This window comes from Luteimonas sp. BLCC-B24, assembly GCF_028550595.1.
Classification (GTDB): Bacteria; Pseudomonadota; Gammaproteobacteria; order Xanthomonadales; family Xanthomonadaceae; genus Luteimonas.
The window spans coordinates 142644-161523 of record NZ_JAQQGN010000003.1 but is presented as its reverse complement, the minus strand read 5'-3'; the positions used below and the strand labels follow the sequence as shown (position 1 = coordinate 161523).

17 protein-coding genes are annotated in these 18880 nt (G+C 68.4%); 7 read left to right on the top strand and 10 right to left on the bottom strand.

Features of this window, described 5'->3' with window-relative positions:
• Nucleotides 1–255 precede the first annotated feature (255 nt).
• The 3 genes from cls to PQS31_RS08575 all read left to right on the top strand — a co-directional run bounded on the left by cls (nt 256) and on the right by PQS31_RS08575 (nt 2901).
• The gene (gene cls, locus PQS31_RS08585; protein ID WP_272762292.1) at nt 256–1698 is read left to right on the top strand and encodes a cardiolipin synthase; all 1443 of its coding nucleotides are present in this window, start codon (nt 256–258) and stop codon (nt 1696–1698) included.
• Nucleotides 1699–1829: 131 nt separating this feature from the next.
• Nucleotides 1830–2102, top strand: a complete 273-nt coding sequence (locus tag PQS31_RS08580) for a hypothetical protein (protein WP_272762291.1) — start codon at nt 1830–1832, stop codon at nt 2100–2102.
• Nucleotides 2103–2142: 40 nt separating this feature from the next.
• Nucleotides 2143–2901 carry a pyridoxine 5'-phosphate synthase gene (locus PQS31_RS08575; protein ID WP_272762290.1) on the top strand — a complete coding sequence of 253 codons (759 nt, stop codon included), beginning with the start codon at nt 2143–2145 and terminating at the stop codon, nt 2899–2901.
• 710 nt (nt 2902–3611) lie between these two features.
• On the opposite strand, the gene PQS31_RS08570 is transcribed toward PQS31_RS08575, so the two are convergent.
• The 10 genes from PQS31_RS08570 to dnaA form a co-directional block, all read right to left on the bottom strand.
• Complete coding sequence (locus PQS31_RS08570) at nt 3612–4022, bottom strand: biopolymer transporter ExbD (RefSeq protein WP_272762289.1); 411 nt, start codon at nt 4020–4022, stop codon at nt 3612–3614.
• 14 nt (nt 4023–4036) lie between these two features.
• Nucleotides 4037–4456 carry a biopolymer transporter ExbD gene (locus PQS31_RS08565; protein WP_096209673.1) on the bottom strand — a complete coding sequence of 140 codons (420 nt, stop codon included), beginning with the start codon at nt 4454–4456 and terminating at the stop codon, nt 4037–4039.
• 42 nt (nt 4457–4498) lie between these two features.
• A complete protein-coding gene (locus PQS31_RS08560) occupies nt 4499–5251 on the bottom strand; it encodes a MotA/TolQ/ExbB proton channel family protein (protein ID WP_272762288.1) in 753 nt (250 codons plus the stop codon).
• 102 nt (nt 5252–5353) lie between these two features.
• Nucleotides 5354–6019 (bottom strand): energy transducer TonB, encoded by a 666-nt coding sequence (locus PQS31_RS08555; RefSeq protein WP_272762287.1) that lies wholly within the window; start codon nt 6017–6019, stop codon nt 5354–5356.
• A 135-nt stretch (nt 6020–6154) separates the two neighbouring features.
• Nucleotides 6155–7399, bottom strand: a complete 1245-nt coding sequence (locus PQS31_RS08550; protein ID WP_272762286.1) for a tetratricopeptide repeat protein — start codon at nt 7397–7399, stop codon at nt 6155–6157.
• Nucleotides 7400–7503: 104 nt separating this feature from the next.
• A complete protein-coding gene (locus tag PQS31_RS08545; RefSeq protein WP_272762285.1) occupies nt 7504–8313 on the bottom strand; it encodes a M48 family metallopeptidase in 810 nt (269 codons plus the stop codon).
• Between the two features lie 87 nt (nt 8314–8400).
• The gene (gene gyrB / locus PQS31_RS08540) at nt 8401–10863 is read right to left on the bottom strand and encodes a DNA topoisomerase (ATP-hydrolyzing) subunit B (protein WP_272762284.1); all 2463 of its coding nucleotides are present in this window, start codon (nt 10861–10863) and stop codon (nt 8401–8403) included.
• A gap of 140 nt (nt 10864–11003) precedes the next feature.
• The gene (recF, locus tag PQS31_RS08535) at nt 11004–12098 is read right to left on the bottom strand and encodes a DNA replication/repair protein RecF (protein ID WP_272762283.1); all 1095 of its coding nucleotides are present in this window, start codon (nt 12096–12098) and stop codon (nt 11004–11006) included.
• Between the two features lie 94 nt (nt 12099–12192).
• On the bottom strand, nt 12193–13293 hold the full coding sequence (gene dnaN / locus PQS31_RS08530) for a DNA polymerase III subunit beta (protein ID WP_272762282.1): 1101 nt from the start codon (nt 13291–13293) through the stop codon (nt 12193–12195).
• A gap of 254 nt (nt 13294–13547) precedes the next feature.
• Nucleotides 13548–14879 carry a chromosomal replication initiator protein DnaA gene (gene dnaA, locus PQS31_RS08525; protein ID WP_272762281.1) on the bottom strand — a complete coding sequence of 444 codons (1332 nt, stop codon included), beginning with the start codon at nt 14877–14879 and terminating at the stop codon, nt 13548–13550.
• 211 nt (nt 14880–15090) lie between these two features.
• Here dnaA and rpmH point away from each other — a divergent pair, with 211 nt between their 5' ends.
• The 4 genes from rpmH (at nt 15091) to mnmE (ending at nt 18846) form a co-directional block, all read left to right on the top strand.
• Nucleotides 15091–15231, top strand: a complete 141-nt coding sequence (gene rpmH, locus PQS31_RS08520) for a 50S ribosomal protein L34 (protein WP_076585856.1) — start codon at nt 15091–15093, stop codon at nt 15229–15231.
• Nucleotides 15232–15288: 57 nt separating this feature from the next.
• Nucleotides 15289–15705, top strand: a complete 417-nt coding sequence (gene rnpA / locus PQS31_RS08515) for a ribonuclease P protein component (protein WP_272762280.1) — start codon at nt 15289–15291, stop codon at nt 15703–15705.
• Nucleotides 15706–15718: 13 nt separating this feature from the next.
• Nucleotides 15719–17434, top strand: coding sequence for a membrane protein insertase YidC (gene yidC, locus PQS31_RS08510; RefSeq protein ID WP_272762279.1), 1716 nt, complete (start codon nt 15719–15721; stop codon nt 17432–17434).
• A gap of 71 nt (nt 17435–17505) precedes the next feature.
• The gene (mnmE, locus tag PQS31_RS08505) at nt 17506–18846 is read left to right on the top strand and encodes a tRNA uridine-5-carboxymethylaminomethyl(34) synthesis GTPase MnmE (protein WP_272762278.1); all 1341 of its coding nucleotides are present in this window, start codon (nt 17506–17508) and stop codon (nt 18844–18846) included.
• Nucleotides 18847–18880 lie beyond the last annotated feature (34 nt).

Sequence of the window (18880 nt, the reverse complement as noted above, 5' to 3'; positions counted from 1 at the left end):
GTGCCAGATGATTTTTCCAATCAAATTCAATGGCTTGCATCGAAATGCAAGGAGGCTGTCCGGAACGCGCGTCGCGTCCATGTTGCATGCCGGCCCCGGATTCTCGCGCGCGGCGCGGCGCGGGGCGGGCGGGACGCTGTCACCCGGCGGTGACAGGGGGCTGTGACATGTCGCGGCCGTCGACGCCGTCACCGTGGCCGCGTGCCGCGCCGCTACCCTGTGCACGGCGCGATCGGCGCCCCGACCGAGTCCGTCATGTTCGAAGCCGTGCAGCGCGCCTGGGAGGCGCTCGCGACCACCCCGCACCTGCTCGCCGTGCTGGTCGGCGGCTGGCTGTTGTATCTGGTGGTGCTGGGCGGCTGGATCGTGCTGCAGAAGCGCGAGCCGGTGGCGACGCTGAGCTGGCTGCTGGGCCTGGCGCTGCTGCCCTACCTGGGCTTTCTGATCTATCACGTCTTCGGTCCGCAGAAGATCCGCCGCAACCGCCTGCGTCGCAGTCGCAGTCGCGCCGCGATGCAGAACTCGGCACTGGACGCCGAGGACGGCGAAGCCGCCGAACTCGTGCGCCTGGCACAGGCCACGACCGGCCTGCCGGTGACCTCGTCGGCGCAGGTCGATCTTCTGGTCGACGGCGCGGCGAAGTACGACGCGCTGCTCGGCGACATCGCGCACGCCGAGCACCATGTCCATCTCGAGTACTACATCTACGAACCGGACCGCACCGGCGCCGCGCTGCGCGACGCCCTGGTCGAACGTGCGCGTGCGGGCGTGCGCGTGCGCCTGCTGATGGACTTCGTCGGCTCGGGCGCGTCGCGCCGGTTTTTCGCGCCGCTGCTCGATGCCGGCGGCGAGATCGCCTGGTTCCATCCGATGCGTTTCGGCCGCATCTGGCAGCGGCCGTGGACCAACCTGAGGACGCACCGCAAGATCGTCGTGATCGACGGGCGGATCGGCTACACCGGCGGCATGAACATCACCGACGAGCAGGACGAGCGCCTGCGCACGGACGCCTACCGCGACCTGCATCTGCGCATGACCGGCAAATCGGTACGCGTGCTGCAGCTGGTGTTCGCCGAGGACTGGGCCTACGCCACCGGCCGCCGCGATTTTCTCGCCGAGGTCGAGCAGCAGACGCCGCCCGCCGATGCCGGGCCGGTGCGCACCCAGATCCTCACCTCCGGCCCCGACTCGACCTGGGAGGCGATCCACCGCGCACACGTCGGCGCGATCCACGCCGCGCGCGAGCGGGTGTGGATGACCACGCCCTATTTCGTGCCGGGCGAGGCCGCGATGATGGCGCTCACCTCGGCCGCGCTCTCCGGTCTCGACGTGCGCCTGCTGGTGCCGCGGGTCAGCGATTCGTGGCTGGTCACGCTCGCGGCGCGTTCCTACTTCGGGCAACTGCTGGTCGCCGGCGTCAAGGTCTACGAGTACCGCTCGCGCATGCTGCACAGCAAATCGCTGCTGGTGGACGACCACCTGGCGATCATCGGCAGTGCCAATTTCGACCACCGCAGCTTCCGGCTGAACTTCGAGTTGTCGGTGCTGTTCGACGACGCGGACATTGCCGTGCGCCTCGCGCGCCTGATCGAAAGCGAATTCGCGCATGCGCCGCGCGTGCACCGCGGGCGGCCGCGGCCGCTGCTGACGGCGCGTCTACCCGAGGCTCTGGCGCGCTTGTGCTCGCCGCTGCTCTGAGCTGACGTCCGCCCACGCAGGCCACGTCCTCCGACGACTGGGAGCGGACGACCGACGGAAGGGGCGGCCGGGGTGCCACGCGCGGCGATGCACTGGTTTAGACTGCGCCGACGTCCGGCGGAGTCCGTTGCATGCCCTGGCTGTTCCTGCTGCTCGCACTCGGTGCGCTCGTGCTCGCGTTCTCCACCACGTCGGTCGCCCTGGCCGCGATCGCGCTGCTGCTCGCGCTGGTGTTCATCGTCATCGGCGTACTCGGCCTGCTGGCCCAGCGCGTCGGCAACCAGAGCCGGAGCGAGGCGATGATGGTCGACCCCGCGGAGCTGCGTCGCCTGCGCGAGCAGGCCGAGGCGCGCCGCGCCGCAGCGCAACCGCCGTCGGATCCGGCGACGCACGATCCGCGTTGAGCATGATGTCGTGGCAGGACGGCCCGCGCGGCGCGCACGCATGACGCGGCTCAGTGTCAATCTCAACAAGATCGCGGTGCTGCGCAATTCGCGTGGCGGCGATGCCCCGGATGTCGGCCGCGCGGCCAAGGTCTGCCTGGACGCCGGCGCCCATGGCATCACCGTGCATCCCCGGCCCGACGGTCGGCACATCCGCACCCCCGACGTCCACGCGCTCGCGGCGCTGACGGCGTCGCGCGGCATCGAGTTCAACATCGAAGGCAATCCGTTCGCGCCGCCGCGCCCGGGCTATCCCGGCTTGCTCGCGCTGTGCGAACAGGCGCGCCCCGCCCAGGTCACCCTGGTGCCCGACGGCGACGGCCAGCTGACCTCGGATCACGGCTTCGACTTCGCGCGCGATGCGGCCGCGCTGTCGCCGCTGGTGGACAGGTTCAAGCAGCTCGGGTGTCGGGTCAGTCTGTTCGCCGATGCCGGCAGCGATGTCGAGGCCGCCCGGGCGATCGGCGCCGATCGTATCGAGCTGTACACAGGCCCCTGGGCCGACGCGTTCGCCGCCGGCGTGCCGCAGACGGTGCTGCCCGCATTCGTCGCGACGACCGAGCGCGCGCGTCGCGCGGGTCTCGGTGTCAATGCGGGTCACGACCTGAGTCAGACGAATCTGGCGGCGTTTCTCGATGCGCTCGGGCGCGTCGACGAGGTCTCGATCGGTCACGCCCTGATCGACGAAGCGCTGTACGACGGTCTCGATACGACCGTACGGCGCTATGTCCGCATCGTCGACCGCACCTCGACCGGCTAGCGCCCGCCGGCCCGTCGTCGTGGGCGTGCGAAGTCGACGCGGGGTCATCGCATCTCGGCGGCATCGCCAGCGTCACGCCGCCGGCGGTCCGGTCACCGCGCTCCGAGACGACGAGGGCCGGCACGCAGTGCCGAGCCAGGTCACGGCGATGGTCCGGACCAGCGTCATGCCGCGGTGGTTTCGCTCACCGCGCTCCGAGACCACGAGGCCCGCACGCAGTGCTGAGCCAGCTCACGGCGATGTCCAGCGCCGGGAGATCGAGTGCAGGACCTGAGACGTGGTCGACGCACGGGCGCGTCGGTCCTGGCCGCGACGCCCGCCGAGACGGAAAGGGGCAACGGGCGCACCGCCGCTCGCGTCCGTACCGGGTCGGCCTGGTCCGCGCTTTCGAGACGCCACGTCCCGCGGGCGCGCGGATATGGCGCATGTCGGCGGGCCGGAGCCGGGTTGCCCCCGGTATGCGGCGGCATCCACGCGGCGAGTTGCGATCCGGAGCGCGGTAGCGGTCGCGTTCGAAGACCGCCCTGCGTCGCTCCGCATCCACCCAGCACGATGACAGCACGAGCGCGGCTTCGACATGGCGGCGCCTGGAACAACCGCGCGGCCCGTCGCCGCGACGCGCCGAACAAAAAAACGCCGCCCGTAGGCGGCGTTCAAATCCATCAGTTGCGCGTCGTGCGTGCTGCAGGCCCGCACCGACGGTTGATGCGTTACTGCCGTACGAAGCCGATCTTCTGCATCTGCGCGTTCTTGGCCTCGGCCAAGACCTTGGCCAGCACGCCGTAATCGGCATCGGCGTTCGTGTCGATCTCGAGCGTCGGCTGGTTGGTCGGATCGCGCTGGACTTCCGATTCCATCATGTTGCGCAGCGCCGAGATCGGCGTCGGGCTGTCGTTCCAGAAGATCTGGCCCGAGCCGTCGATGCGCAGCCGGATCGGTTCCGGTGGTTCTACCGGATTATCGGGCTGCTGCGTCGAGCGCTGGGGAAGATCGATATCGATCGGATAGGAGGCCTTGGGCGCAGTCACCATGAAGATGATCAGCAGCACCAACATCACGTCGCAGAGCGGAATGATGTTGATGTCGGCCATCGGGCCTTCGCCACCGGATGAGAATGCCATGCGTGTTGCTCCGGTTACCTGACTTCGGTCGTCGCGATGAAGCCGACCTTGCGCATGCCCTGGGCCTGCGCAACGTTGACCACGTCATTGATCGTTCGGTACTTCGTCGTCGCGTCGCCACGGATGTTGACCGGCGGCTGCGGCGTCTTCTGCGCTTCGACCGAGAACGTGCTCTCCAGCAACTGGAGCGTGACCGGCTCGTCGTTGAGGAAGATCTCGCCCGATTCGGTGACCGCTACGGTGAGCGGCACACCGGGCAGATTTTCCGGCCGTTCGTCGAGATTGGCCTCCGGGAGTTCGACCTGCACCTTGTGCGCCATCAGCGGTGCCGTGACCATGAAGATGATCAGCAGCACCAGCATGACGTCGACAAGCGGGACGATGTTGATCGTGGCGTTGACCTTGTCGTTGCCACCACCTGAGCTGAAAGCCATATCGAAACTCCGTTGTCGCTGACTGCTACGAGACGTTCTTGATTAGACCTTGGCCGCCGGCGGAGCAACGTCGCCCACGCGCGAACCGGTCGCGAAGAAGTCGTGCAGGTCGTGCGCGAAGGTGTCGAGCTTGTTGTTGAGGCCGCGGTTGATGCGCACGAAGAAGTTGTAGCCCAGCACCGCCGGGATCGCGACGCCCAGACCGATCGCGGTCATGATCAGCGCCTCGCCGACCGGACCCGCCACCGCACCGATGTCGGCCTGGCCGCTGGCACCGATACGGATCAGGGCGCGGTAGATGCCCCACACCGTACCCAGCAGACCCACGAACGGCGCGGTCGCACCGACGGTCGCGAGCAGGGTCAGACCATCTTCGAGCTTCAGCGATTCGCGGGTCACGGCCTGACGCAGGGCGCGATCGACGAACTCCGAACGGTTCAGCGACTCGACCAGACGCGAACCTTCATGACGCTGGTGGTGGGCCGCCGCCTGGGCCGCATCGAGGGCGACCTTCGAGAAGGGCTCGCTCTTGGGCTGCTCTTCCATGAAGCGGATCGCGTCCTGAGCGTTCGGGGTTTCCCAGAACGTGTTGATCACGCGGTCCGAGCTGCCGCGCAGACGTGCATTCTTGATCGCGTTGAAGATGATCCAGAAGATCGACATCGCGGACATGATGATCAGCACGATGAGCACGGTCCAGTTGACCGCGTCCATGTGCTCGATCATGTCAGCAAAGCCCATCTGCGACAGACCTGCAGCATTGGACACAGCGGCGTTGGTGGTTTCCTGCAGCATGACGCGTACCTTCTAGATTTAGTGGTTTGAAGAGTGGAACGTTTGACGCGGGTCAAGCGGGCGTCCACGCGGGACGCCAGGTATCGGGTGTGACGTGGCCGATCAGCTCAGGCTGAAGTCGACCGGAACACGCACGCGGCCAGCGGCCGGCTTGCCGTTCTGCATCGCGGGCGAGAACGACCAGCGGCGTGCGGCTTCGATCGCGGCGCGGTCGAGATCACGGTTACGGCTGGACTTCTCGACCGACACGTTGGTCACGTTGCCGTTGGCATCGACATCGATGACCAGGATGACCGTGCCTTCGATCTGCGCGCGCGCGGCGGCGGGCGGGTAGCGAGGCGGGTTCATGTTCTTCGACGAGATGTCGACGCTGGCGCCGATGTCGGCGACGGCAGCCGGCGGTGCGGGCGGCGCCGGCGGCGGAGCCGGGGTGTCCATCGGCGACGGGTCGTCGAACACGACCGGCGGCGCTTCCGGCGGCGGTGGCACCGGTGTCGGTCGCGGAGGCGACAGCTCCTTGATGGGCTGCGGCTTCGGCGGTTCCGGCGGCGGCGGCGGCGGCGGCGGGGGCGGCGGCGGCGGTTCGATGATGACCACGCGGGTCGCCATCTCTTCGTCAGGCGCAGTGTTCGGCGGATTCACGGGCGCCAGCAGCAGCATGATCGCGGCGGCGTGGAACGCGACCACCATCGTGAAGCCGGCGATGCGAGCCCAGTTCAAGCCCTCGTCTTCGTCGTTCCTGTTGGTCGTCGTCGAACGTAGCGTCATGCGGAGAACTCTGGTGAGGCCGGGGTGCGAAACCCGGTGGGGATGTCGATCCTGCCGCGCTTCCGGGCGGCAGGAACCCTAAAGCTTATACCAAGATAAGCGGCCTGCACCATCCGTGGCACATACAACTTTTCCTTAACGCGAGGAGATGATGCGCTCGGCGTCGGTGTTCGATTTCAGGCCCTTCGCGATCGCCTGACGCGCGGCGTCCTTCGCTTCGGCGCTGCGGCCTTCCTGGTGCAAGACGCGCGCGAGGTTGAGATACGTCTCGCCGTTCTCCGCCAGCGGCGCCGCCTTCTGCCAGGCCTCGATGGCCGGACCGATCTGGTCGGAGAAATAGTAGGCCTGACCGAGCGCGGACATCGTGCGGTAGTCGGGCTTGAGCACGTTCTTCTCGAGGCCGTCGTTGATGACCGCGATGGCTTCGCGCTCCTTGTTGTCGCTGTTGAGATACAGCGCGTAGAGATTGCGGTACTCGTTTTCCTCGGTCAGCTGGCCACTGCTGCGCAGGCGCTCGAACACCTCGATCGCCTTGTCGTTCTGGTCGGTCTGCAGATAGGACACGGCGAGGTTGATCTGCGAGCGCTTGTCACCCGGCGTGGCCTGGGCGACCTGTTCGGCCATGCGGGTGGCCTCGGCCGTGTTGCCGGATTCGGCATAGGCGCCCATCAGCAGCTGGGTCCACTGCGGATCGACGTCGCCACCGGACTCGACCAGCGGCTTGAGCACCGCGATCGCCTCGGGATAGCGCTCGAGACGGTAGAGCATGTTGCCCTTGAGCGCCTGGTCCTTGGGATCGGTCGAACCCGACTCGGCGAGGTAGCGCTCGAGCGTCGTGAGCGCGGCCTCGTAGTCCTGCTCCTGGGCCTGGAGCTGGGCGATGATCAGCATCGCCTGGAAGTGGTTGTCGTTGTCGAGGCCCCCCAGATCGATCGCCTGCCGCAGATACGCGACCGCGCGGTCGTTGTCGTCGTTGAGAAGCAGCTGACCGGCGAGCAGCGCGGCGATCGACTTGTCGTACTGGTTGGCGCGCTCGTTGGCGAGGATCTCGTCGGCGATCGGCAGGCCCTTCGCGGCGTCCTGCTCGTTGTTGGCTTCCGAGAGCGTGTTGAGCTGCTTGGCCAGGCGCTGGCTGGCCGAAATGCCGGGCGCCTCGCGGGTGGCGTTCGGGTAGCGCGGCGCCGTCTCGGCCTGGGCCTGACGCGAGCTGCGGCGCTCGCCGCGCTCGCTCGAACGGGCGCTGCGGTCGGCGCGCGTGCTGCGATCGCCGCGCTCGCTGCCCGCGTCCTGGGCGTGTACCGCGGCCGGGGCGGCGAACGCCAGCAATGCAGTGGCGATCGCACCGGCAAGCACCGGGTGGGAAAGACGGAACTTCGACATCGGAACACCTCGTTGGGCGGACGCGGCCACGTCGCTGCGGCCGCAAAGACGGAATACGTCGATTATGGACGAGCGGATGCGTCGCCGGGAGAGGCGGCGGGCGCTCAGCCGCAGGCGGGACGCTTGCCGGCGGCGCGCGCCTGCTCGTAGGTCGGCACCAGCGCGTTCGCACGCGCCTGAAGCTCGCTGATGCGGTTCTCGGGATTGGGATGCGTCGACAGCCACTGCGGCGGACGGCTGCCGCCACTGGCGGCGATCATGTTCTGCCACAGTCCGACCGCCGCGCGCGGGTCGAATCCGGCCTTGGCCATCAGTTCCTGGCCCACGACGTCGGCCTCGGTTTCCTGGGTGCGCGTGCCCGGCAGCAGGAAGGTCGCCTGCAACGCCGCACCGCCGAGCTGGCTGGTCGATTGCTGCGCGCCCTCGCCGTAGCGCGATCCCAGCAACGCCCCGGCGACGCCGAGCGCACCCTGCGCGCCCATCTGCCGGGTGATGCGTTCGTCGTGATGGTTGGCGTACACGTGGCCGATCTCGTGCGCGATGACCGCCGCGAGCTGGTCCTGGTTGCGGGCGACGTTGAGGATGCCGGTATGCACGCCGACCTTGCCGCCCGGAAGCGCGAACGCATTCGGGTTCTCGTCGACGAACACCACCGACTCCCAGTTCAGCTGCTGCCAGTTCGCCGGTAGTTCGCGCACGATGTCGTTGACGATGCAACGCACGTAGGCCTGCTGCCTCGCGTCCGGCGACTGGCGCATCTTGGCCTTGGTCTCGGCGAAGGCCTGTTCGCCCATGCGGTTGAGTTCGGCCTGGGACACGGCGCCGACGTACTGGGTACGCCCCGTCGGCGAGGTGGTGGTGGCACAACCGGCGACGGCGAGCGCGGTCGCGAGTGCGGCAGTGAGCGCTTTCATGGACGATCGTCCCCTGTTCAAGGACGACTCTTGTAAGACGGCCCGGATTAACGGGCCGTCAACAGGCGCGCGGCGTTCGGCGGCGGCTCAGACGTCGAGATTCGCGACCTTGAGCGCGTTGTCGTCGATGAAGGCGCGACGCGGCTCGACCACGTCGCCCATCAGCGTGCTGAAGATCTCGTCCGCGGCCACGGCGTCCTCGATCCGCACCTGCAGCAGGCGCCGGGTTTCCGGATTCACCGTGGTGTCCCACAGCTGCTCGGGGTTCATTTCACCCAGGCCCTTGAAGCGCTGGATCTGCCGACCGCGCTTGGCTTCTTCGAGCAGCCAGGCCTGGGCCTCGGCGAACGAGCTGACGGGCTGGGCCCGATTGCCACGCACGATCTGCGCGCCCGGACCGACGAGATCGTGCAGCTTTCGCGCGATCTCGCCGATCGCGCGCAGCTCGCCCGTCTCCAGTGCGGCCAGCGGCAGCAGCTGGGTGACGTCGAGGCCCATGTGCCGCCGATCGATCGTGAGCACCGGCCCGCGTGCCTCGGTGGCCGGCTGCATGCCGAAGCGGTAGCGCGGACGGCCGAGGCCCTTCTGGTTGAGTCGCGCCTCGAGCGCGGCCAGGGCCGGCCGGGCGGTGTCGGGATCGCCGTCCAGCGGCGCGGCATCGAGCAGCAGTTCGAGCACGGCCGGATCGTAGCGGTGGGCATTGCGGCTGATGGCGTCGCGCGCGGCGGCGAAATCCAGCAGCAGGCGCTCCAGGGCGACGCCCTCGATCGGCGGTGCGCCGGCTGCGGGCTCCAGATAGGCGCCCTCGACGGCGTTGCCGGCGAGATAGGCGTCGAGCGCCGCGTCGTCCTTGATGTACAGCTCGTTCTTGCCCTGCTTGATCTTGTACAGCGGCGGCAGGCCGATGTAGACGTGGCCGCGCTCGATGAGTTCCGGCATCTGGCGGTAGAAGAAGGTCAGCAGCAGCGTGCGGATGTGCGAGCCGTCGACGTCGGCGTCGGTCATCAGGATGATGCGGTGGTAGCGCAGCTTGTCCGGGTTGTACTCGTCCTTGCCGATGCCGGTGCCGAGCGCGGTGATCAGCGTGCCCACTTCCGCGCTGCCGAGCATGCGGTCGAAGCGCGCGCGCTCGACGTTGAGGATCTTGCCCTTGAGCGGCAGGATCGCTTGGGTCTTGCGGTTGCGCCCCTGCTTGGCCGAGCCGCCGGCCGAGTCACCCTCGACGATGAACAGCTCCGACAGCGCCGGATCCTTTTCCTGGCAGTCGGCCAGCTTGCCGGGCAGGCCGGCGATGTCGAGCGCGCCCTTGCGGCGGGTGAGGTCGCGGGCCTTGCGCGCCGCCTCGCGTGCGCGCGCGGCATCGACGATCTTGCCGGCGATGATGCGCGCTTCGTTCGGGTTCTCCTGCAGGAACTCCTCGAGCCGCGCGCCGAAGGCGTTTTCGACGGCCGGGCGGACTTCGGAGCTGACCAGCTTTTCCTTGGTCTGCGAGGAGAAGCTGGGGTCGGGCACCTTTACCGAGAGCACCGCGATCATGCCTTCGCGCATGTCGTCGCCGGTCAGACTGATCTTGGCCTGTTTGGCGATGCCGTTCTGCTCGATGTAGTTGCTCAGGCCGCGGGTCAACGCACCGCGGAAGCCGGCCAGATGCGTGCCGCCGTCCTTCTGCGGGATGTTGTTGGTGAAGCAGTACATCGTCTCCTGGTAGGAGTCGGTCCACTGCAGCGCGACCTCGACGGTGATGCCGTTGTGCTCGCCCGACACCGCGATCACGTGCGGGTGCAGCGGGTTCTTCAACTGCGCCAGATGCTCGACGAAGCTGCGGATGCCGCCTTCGTAGTGGAAATCGTCGCGTCGGCCGTCGCCGCGCTCGTCGACGAGCACGATCTTGACGCCGGAGTTGAGGAACGAGAGCTCGCGCAGGCGCCGCGCGAGGATGTCGTAGTGGAACTCCACGTTGTTGTGGAAGGCCGTCACCGAGGGCCAGAAGCGCAGCGTGGTGCCGCGCTTGGTGGTCGACTCCACCTGTTCCAGCGGCGTGGTCGCCGCGCCGTTGCTGAAGGTCTGCCGGTAGTGGGCGCCGGACTGGAACACGTCCAGCACCAGCTTCTCCGACAGCGCGTTGACGACGCTGACGCCGACGCCGTGCAGACCGCCGGACACCTTGTAGCTGTTGTCGTCGAACTTGCCGCCGGCATGCAGGACGGTCATGACGACCTCGGCCGCCGAGACCTCGCGGCCGAGCTTGGCGCTCATCTGCGCGTGCTTGCCGACCGGAATGCCGCGCCCGTTGTCGGACACCGACACCGAGCCGTCCGCGTGGATGGTGACCGCGACGTGGTCCGCATGACCGGCGAGGGCCTCGTCGATCGAGTTGTCGACGACCTCGAACACCATGTGGTGCAGGCCGGTGCCGTCGTGCACGTCGCCGATGTACATGCCCGGACGCTTGCGGACGGCCTCCAGGCCTTCCAGCGCGGTGATGCTGTTCGCGTCGTAGTTGCCGTTCGCAGGCGCGGGGGTGGAACCGGTCTGGTGTTCGTCGCTCATTCGGAACCGTCAGCTGCTGCCCCCGCACGAACCGGCGGGGCCGGGTGCTGGAGGGCGAAAGGGAGTGGTCCGATCATACCATCCGCGGCCGCCCGGCCTGCCGGGCGGGCGGCGCGGGATGTTCCACGTGAAACAGCGCATCAGAGGCGGTGGAACTGGCCGTGTTCCACGTGAAACATCGTGGCATTCGCCAATGGCGCGTCCGGCCAGTGCGGAGGCCGCTCGGTCCCGGTGATCAGCACCTGGGCACCCGCCGCGTGCAGGAATTCGAGAAGCTGCGCCTGATGGTGCCGGTCGAGTTCGGACGCGAGGTCGTCCAGGGCCATCACCGGCCACTGTCCCCCGCGACGGTCCGCACAGTCGTGGGCCTGCGCGAGCAGACAGCACAGGGCCGCCTGCTTCGCCTGACCGCGCGACAACAAGGCCTGTTCCGGGCGCGCATCGAAGCGGATCCGCCAGTCGGCCCGATGCGGACCCACGCTGGTGTGCCCGGCCGAGCGGTCGCGCTCGCGCGCCACGAGCAGCGCGTCGGCCAGCGAGAGGTCGGCGCGGCGCCACCCGGGCTGGAAGACCAGCTCAGGACGCCCGAGTGACGGGGCCACCACCGCGGCCACGGCGTGGACCGCGATCTGCAACCGGGCCAGATAGGCCTCCCGCCGACGGTCGAGCGGACCGGCCGCATCGGCCAGTTCCAGATCCCACGCATCGAGCTGCCGCGTCCCGGCGCCCGCCTTGAGCAAGGCATTGCGCTGCCGGAGGGCGCGGGCATACCGCCGCCACTGCGGCAGGAAATCCTGTTCCACGTGGAACAAGCCCCAGTCCAGAAACCGCCGCCGGACCTCGCTGCTGCCCGACACCAAGGCGTGGCTGCCCGGCTCGAACGTCACCACCATCAGCGCGGCGCACAGCACGCCCAGTTGCTGGACGTCGACACCGTCCAGCCGCCCGTCCCAGTCCTGCCCGCTGTGGCGCAGCCCTGCGCGCCGAGTGCGCTCGGCATCCGCTCCTTCGGTCCACTCGGCATAGACCTCGAGCGCGGGCCGGCCACTGCGCACGAGGCCATCGCGCACACGGCCACGGAAGCTTCGTCCATAAGCCAGCAGATGCAGACCCTCGAGCACGCTGCTCTTGCCGGCCCCGTTGTCGCCGAGCAGGAGGTTGAGTCCCGGTCCCGGGCTCAGCCGGACATCGGCCAGGTTGCGCAGATCACGGATGTCGAGGCGGTTCAGTTGCACGGCAATCCCGGTATGAAAACGGACGACGCCCGGGCGGGCCGGGCGTCGTGTTCCACGTGAAACATACCCGGAGACGGCGCTCCGGCGACCATGGTCAGAGACGCAACGGCATGACCACGTGCCGGCTGCGCTCGTCCGCCGCCTCGCGCACCAGGGCCGACGAGTTGGCATCGCGGAGCTTGATGACCACCTGCTCGCCGCGCAACGCGGTCAGCGCGTCCAGCAGGTAATTCACGTTGAAGCCCACGGCGAGTTCGTCGACCTTGGTGTCGGCCTCGACTTCCTCCTGCGCCTCTTCCTGCTCCGGATTGTGCGCGTTGATGCGCAACAGGCCCGGAGACACCTCCATGCGCACGCCGCGGTATTTCTCGTTCGAGAGAATCGCCACGCGCTGCAATGCGGCGCGCAGCAGTTCACGGTCGATCGTGACCTCGCGGTCGGCGCCGATCGGAATCACTGCCTCGTAGTCGGGGAAGCGGCCGTCGATCAGCTTGCTGGTGAAGGTGACATCGTCGCGCTTGACCCGCAGATGGTTGCGCCCGATTTCGAGTTCCAGCGTCTTGTCGCCGCCTTCGAGCAGGCGCTGCAGCTCGGTCACGCCCTTGCGCGGCAGGATGATCTGGCGCTTGCTCTGCACGGCCGTATCCAGCGTGGTCTCGCACAGGGCCAGGCGGTGGCCGTCGGTGGCGACGCAGCGCAGGCGCGTATCGCCGAGATCGAACAGCAGGCCGTTGAGGTAATAGCGCACGTCCTGCTGGGCCATTGCGAACGCGGTGCGCTCGATCAGTTCCTTCAGCGCGGCCTCGGGCACGGCGATCGTTTCGGTGGCCTCGACCTCGTCGACCGAGGGGAAGTCACCGGCCGGAAGGCTCGACAGCGTGAAACGGCTGCGGCCCGCCTGCACGGTGATCTTGTCGCCCGACTGCGAGATGCCGACCTTGCTGCCGTCGGGCAGGGCGCGAACGATGTCGAACAGCTTGCGCGCCGGAATCGTGGTCTCGCCGTCCTGGGCGTCGTCGACCGCGCGGCGCGAGACCATTTCGACCTCGAGGTCGGTACCGGTCAGCGAGAGCTGGCCGTCGGAGACCTGTACCAGCAGGTTGGCCAGCACGGGCAGGGTCTGCCGGCGTTCGACGACATTGACGACCTGAGCCAGCGGCTTCAGCAGAGTTTCGCGTTGCAGACTGAAACGCATGTCGGTGTTATCCCCTTGGTCCGTGCTTTTAACGAAAGGATATAAATCTAAAAATGGTGGAGCTGGGTGATGCCAAAATCGGGTGATATCTACTTCAAACCACTGATTTGAAAAGCAATTTGGGACCGTCAAACCCGGTGGACAGTGGGGGTGGCAGCAGGGGATGAACCTGTGGACAGTTTTGACCGCTCGAACTTGTCCACACCCTGTGCACGTGCCGTCCCGGTGTTGTACACGCCCGGATTGTGCGCAGCTTACTCGCTGAGCTTGCGGATGAGCTTGTCCCAGTCCTCGCGCAATTTGCCGTCACTCTCGATCAGGGTGCGGATCTGCCGGCAGGCATGCAGCACGGTCGTGTGGTCACGTCCTGCGAACGCGTCTCCGATCTCCGGCAGGCTGTGTTCGGTCAGCTCCTTGGCCAGCGCCATCGCCACCTGTCGGGGGCGCGCCAGCGAGCGCGTGCGGCGCTTGGACAGCAGATCCTTGATCTGCAGACCGTAGTAGTCGGCGACCACTTTCTGGATGTTGGCGATGCTGATCGCCTGCTGCTGGGCGCGCAGCAGATCGCGCAGCGTTTCCTGGGCGAACTCGACGGTGATCGCGCGGCCCATGAAGTTCGCCCGTGCGGCCAGCGTATTGAGCGCGCCTTCGAGGTCGCGCACGTTCGAATGCATCTTCTTGGCCAGCAGGAAGGCCACGTCGTCGGGCACTTGGGTGCCGCGCTCGGCGGCCTTGGCCAGCACGATCGCCGCGCGGGTCTCGAAATCCGGTGGATCGATGGCCACCGACAGGCCCCAGGCCAGACGCGACTTCAGGCGCGGCTCCAGGCCCTCGACCTCACGCGGATAGCGGTCGCAGGTCATGATGATCTGCTGCTTGCTGTCGAACAGCGTATTGAAGGTGTGGAAGAACTCTTCCTGGGTGCGATCCTTGCCGGCGAAGAACTGGATGTCGTCGATCAGCAGCGCGTCGATCTGGCGGAACTGGCGCTTGAACTGGTCCGAGGTCTTTTCCTGGATCGAGCGGAAAAACGCGCTGTAGAACTCCTCCGAGCGCAGGTACAGCACGCGGGCGTGTGGATTCTGCCGCCGCATCTCGTTGCCGGCGGCGAACATCAGGTGGGTCTTGCCCAGGCCCGTGCCGCCGTAGAGCAGCAACGGGTTGTGGGCGCGGTCGCCGGGCTTGAGCGCGGCCTGCCACGCGGCGGCGCGGCCCATCTGGTTGCTGCGGCCTTCGACGAAATTGTCGAAGGTGTAATGGCTGTCCATGTTGCCGGCGAAGGCCTCGATCGGCGCGGCCGTTGCCGGGCGCAGATCGGCCGCGGTCACCGGAGCCGCGGGCGCCGCGGCACGCGGCAGCGAGCCCACCTGCAGGCTGACGTCGGCGGTGCCGGCGAAATGCTCCAGCAGCTCGCGGATCCGCGGCATGTAGCGGGCCTGGACCTCGTCGCGGACGAACGCATTCGGCGCGTAGAGCACCGTGCTGTTGGCGTCGGCGCGGGCCTGCAGCGGCTTGAGCCAGGTGTGGACATCCTCGGCCGGAAACTCGGCTTCGAGGCGTTGGAGGCAGCGGGGCCAGACATCCATCATTCGCGAATTCGACAAAGCGGGTACCGCCACGCCGGAGCGCGGTGACCGGCACCGGGAGAAGGGCAGGCAGACTACCATGCAGCCGCCGGACGCCGGCCCGGAGCGGCGGCGGGCCTGCGGCACCGGCCGTCACGCCGGCTTGACCGGGCGAGGGCGGCGCCGCTAGAATTTCCGGTTCCTTTTTGTCGCGTTGCCCAAAGGCATCACCATGGCTACCAAGCGCACCTATCAACCCAGCAACCTCAAGCGCAAGCGCGACCACGGCTTCCGTGCCCGCATGAAGACGGCCGACGGTCGCAAGATTCTCGCGCGTCGCCGCGCGAAGGGCCGCAAGGTCCTCTCGGCCTGATCCCGCCGGGCCGGTGAGCTGCATCGTCCTGCTCACCTGCCGAATCGCGCCCGCTCCATGAACGCACGTGCCGGTTTCCCGCGGCACGTGCGTGTTCGCGTGCGTGCCGATTTCGATCGCGTCTTCGCCGACGCGAAGCGCACCGCTTCGCCGCTGCTGGCGGTCCATCTTCTGCGCGAGCCGGGGCCGGCGCGTCTGGGGCTGGCGGTGTCGCGCAAGGTCGACCGACGCGCGGTCGGCCGCAACCGCATCAAGCGCGTGCTGCGCGAGACGTTCCGCCATCTGCGACCGCAGCTGGCGCCGGGCAGCTATGTGGTCGTCGCCCGTCCCGCCGCCGCCGCCGCCGATGGCGCGACCCTGCGCGCGGCCTTCCTGGCGGCGCTTCGCCGGGCACGCGCGTTGCCGCTCGACGCCCCGGACGGCACAATGCCCGCCTCCCCGATATCCCCTACGCCGGCCCCGCCCGGCGCTTGAGCCTGCCTGTCCGATGAACCAGATCCGTACCTTCCTGATCCTCGCCTGGCTGATGGTGGCCGTGTTGCTGTGGATGGAGTGGGGCAAGGAAAAGACCGCCGCCGCCCAGCCGCAGACCAGTGCCGCGCAGACGGCGTCGTCGTCGGCCACCGTGCCCACGCCCCAGGTGAACTCGGCGGCGGTGCCGACGGCCCCGACCGATGCGGCGCCGGTGCCGGCGGTCTCGGCCGCGACGCCCACGGCCGATGCGGCCGCGGCGACGCGCCAGGTCGTCGTGCAGACCGATGTGCTGCGGTTGGTGCTCGAGGGCGGCAACGTGGTGCAGGCCGACCTGCTGGCCTATCCGCAGACCCGCGACGACGGCGCGCCGCCGGTGCGCATGTTCGACACCGATCCGGCGCATTTCTATGCCGCGCAGAGCGGCTGGGTCAGCGGCAACAATGCCGCGCCGAGTCACGAGGGGGCCTTCGTGCCCGAAGGCGGCGTCACCTCGGCCACCCTCGCCGAGGGCGAGAACACCCTGGTGGTCCCGTTCGTGTGGACGGGCGCCGACGGCGTGACCATCCGTCGCAGCGTCGTGCTGACCCGAGGCGACTACGCGATCGAGGTCCGCGACGAGGTCGTCAACGGCGGCTCCGCCGCCTGGCAGGGCTTTCCCTATCGCCAGCTGATCCGCAGCGCACCCGCGGTCAAGCGCGGCATGACCAATCCGGAGTCCTACAGCCTGACCGGCGCAACCTGGTTCGGCAGCGAGATCGGCTACGGCCGCCGCCAGCTCGGTGACTTCGAAAGCGACGGTCCGCTCAATGCGCGCGACCGCCAGGTCTGGATCGCGATGGTCCAGCATCATTTCTTCAGCGCGTGGATTCCGCGTCCGGACGACACCGGCGAGATCTCGATGCAGGTCGACCGCAGCACCGGCGTGCCGCGGTACCTGATCCGCGAACTCGGCGCGCCGGTCGCGGTGGCGCCCGGCCAGCAGGTCGCGACCAGTGCGCGCCTGTGGGTCGGCCCCAAGCAGGTCGACCTGATCCAGGCCCAGGGCGTCCGCGGGCTCGACCGCGTCGTCGACTACAGCCGCTTCTCGATCTTCGCGATGCTCGGCGAAGGCCTGTTCTGGATTCTCGCCAAGCTGCACGGCCTGATCGGCAACTGGGGCTGGGCCATCATCGGCCTGGTGCTGCTGGTGAAGCTGGCGCTGTACCCGCTGTCGGTCGCGCAGTACAAGTCGATGGCGAAGATGCGCAAGTTCCAGCCGCGCATCGCCCAGCTCAAGGAGCGCTACGGGGACGATCGCCAGAAGTTCCAGATGGCGATGATGGAGCTCTACAAGAAGGAGAAGATCAATCCGATCGGCGGCTGCCTGCCGGTGCTGCTGCAGATGCCGGTGTTCTTCGCGCTGTACTGGGTGCTGCTGGAATCGGTGGAACTGCGCCATGCGCCGTGGATGCTGTGGATCCAGGATCTGACCGCACGTGATCCCTACTTCATCCTCCCGGTGCTCAACATCGCGATCATGTGGGGCACGCAGAAGCTCACGCCGATGGTCGGCATGGATCCGATGCAGCAGAAGATCATGCAGCTGATGCCGCTGGTGTTCGGCGCGATCATGATCTTCTTCCCGTCCGGTCTGGTGCTGTACTGGGTCACCAACGGCGGCCTCGGCCTGCTGCAGCAGTGGTGGATGATCCGCCGCTACAGCGAGGCGCCGGCGCCCGCCAAGGCCTGATCGTCACTGCGCACGATTCCGTCACGAGCCCGCCGATTGGCGGGCTCGTGCGTTCAGGCAGAATCCCGCCGATGCCCGGATCCACGCACGCCGCCGACACCATCGTCGCCATCGCCACGCCCGCGGGGGCCGGCGGCGTCGGCATCGTGCGCCTCTCGGGACCGCAGGCGCACGTGATCGCCGGCACCGTCTGCGCACGCACGCTCCGGCCCCGTCAGGCCCACTACGTGCGCTTCCGCGAGCAGGACGGTGCGGTCATCGACGACGGGCTGGCGCTGCTGTTCGCGGCGCCGGCGAGCTACACCGGCGAGGACGTCGTCGAACTGCAGGCGCACGGCAGTCCGGTCGTGCTGCAGCAGCTGCTGGCGCGCTGCCGCGCACTCGGTGCCCGGCTTGCCCGACCCGGCGAATTCAGTGAACGCGCCTTTCTCAACGGCCGGCTCGATCTCGCCCAGGCCGAGGCGGTGGCCGATCTGATCGCCGCCGGCGACCTGCGGGCGGCGCGGGCGGCGCGCAGGTCGCTCGACGGCGTGTTCTCGGCACGCTGCGAGGCGATCGCGGCCGAACTGCTGCATTTGCGGGTGCATGTCGAGGCGATGATCGACTTCTCCGACGAACCGATCGACGCGCTCGGCGGCGACGAGGTCGCCCGCCGCATCGCCCGCGTGGCCGACGCCGTGGCCACGCTCGAACAGGAGGCCGAACGCGGCCGCAAACTGCGCGACGGTCTGCACGTGGTGATCGTCGGGCCGCCCAACGCGGGCAAGAGCTCGCTGCTCAATGCCCTGGCGGGCAGCGAGCGCGCGATCGTCACCGACATCGCCGGCACCACCCGCGATCTGCTGCAGGAAACGCTGCGCATCGACGGGGCCGAACTCACCCTCGTCGACACCGCCGGCCTGCGCGAGGCCGGCGATGCGATCGAACGCGAAGGCATGCGCCGCGCCCGGGCCGAACTCCAGCGCGCCGATCTCGCACTGGTGGTCGTGGACGCGCGCGATCCGGCAGGCGGCCTGGCGGCCGTCGCCGACGACGTGGCCGCCGTCGGTGACCGGCTCCTCGTCCACAACAAGATCGACCTCGCGTCCGGGCGGCAGGTCCCGGACGACGCGCTGGCGGTCTCCGCCCGCACCGGCGCGGGGCTCGACGCGCTGCGCGCTGCGCTGCAGCGCCGGCTCGGTGCCGGGGCCGCCAGCGAAGGCGCCTTCACCGCGCGCCAGCGCCATGTCGACGCGCTGCGCGACGCGGCGGCCGCGCTGGACGATGCCGGCGCCACGCTTCGCGGCGAGGCCCTGGAACTGACCGCCGAGGCGCTGCGCGTGGCCCATGATGCGATCGGCACGATCACCGGGCGGGTCGGTGCGGACGATCTGCTCGGCCACATCTTCTCGAGCTTCTGCATCGGCAAATGACCGCCCGGCGGGCGCTCAGGAGCGTGAACTGCGG

Excerpts from the sequence above, each read along its gene's own strand:
- PQS31_RS08555 (WP_272762287.1), bottom strand. The coding sequence starts at position 6,019 with ATGACGCTACGTTCGACGACGACCAACAGGAACGACGAAGACGAGGGC.
- yidC (WP_272762279.1), top strand. The coding sequence starts at position 15,719 with ATGAACCAGATCCGTACCTTCCTGATCCTCGCCTGGCTGATGGTGGCC.
- PQS31_RS08545 (WP_272762285.1), bottom strand. The coding sequence starts at position 8,313 with ATGAAAGCGCTCACTGCCGCACTCGCGACCGCGCTCGCCGTCGCCGGT.
- mnmE (WP_272762278.1), top strand. The coding sequence starts at position 17,506 with ATGCCCGGATCCACGCACGCCGCCGACACCATCGTCGCCATCGCCACG.
- rnpA (WP_272762280.1), top strand. The coding sequence starts at position 15,289 with ATGAACGCACGTGCCGGTTTCCCGCGGCACGTGCGTGTTCGCGTGCGT.
- dnaA (WP_272762281.1), bottom strand. The coding sequence starts at position 14,879 with ATGGATGTCTGGCCCCGCTGCCTCCAACGCCTCGAAGCCGAGTTTCCG.
- PQS31_RS08570 (WP_272762289.1), bottom strand. The coding sequence starts at position 4,022 with ATGGCATTCTCATCCGGTGGCGAAGGCCCGATGGCCGACATCAACATC.
- rpmH (WP_076585856.1), top strand. The coding sequence starts at position 15,091 with ATGGCTACCAAGCGCACCTATCAACCCAGCAACCTCAAGCGCAAGCGC.
- cls (WP_272762292.1), top strand. The coding sequence starts at position 256 with ATGTTCGAAGCCGTGCAGCGCGCCTGGGAGGCGCTCGCGACCACCCCG.
- PQS31_RS08575 (WP_272762290.1), top strand. The coding sequence starts at position 2,143 with ATGACGCGGCTCAGTGTCAATCTCAACAAGATCGCGGTGCTGCGCAAT.
- dnaN (WP_272762282.1), bottom strand. The coding sequence starts at position 13,293 with ATGCGTTTCAGTCTGCAACGCGAAACTCTGCTGAAGCCGCTGGCTCAG.
- PQS31_RS08580 (WP_272762291.1), top strand. The coding sequence starts at position 1,830 with ATGCCCTGGCTGTTCCTGCTGCTCGCACTCGGTGCGCTCGTGCTCGCG.
- PQS31_RS08565 (WP_096209673.1), bottom strand. The coding sequence starts at position 4,456 with ATGGCTTTCAGCTCAGGTGGTGGCAACGACAAGGTCAACGCCACGATC.
- PQS31_RS08550 (WP_272762286.1), bottom strand. The coding sequence starts at position 7,399 with ATGTCGAAGTTCCGTCTTTCCCACCCGGTGCTTGCCGGTGCGATCGCC.
- gyrB (WP_272762284.1), bottom strand. The coding sequence starts at position 10,863 with ATGAGCGACGAACACCAGACCGGTTCCACCCCCGCGCCTGCGAACGGC.
- PQS31_RS08560 (WP_272762288.1), bottom strand. The coding sequence starts at position 5,251 with ATGCTGCAGGAAACCACCAACGCCGCTGTGTCCAATGCTGCAGGTCTG.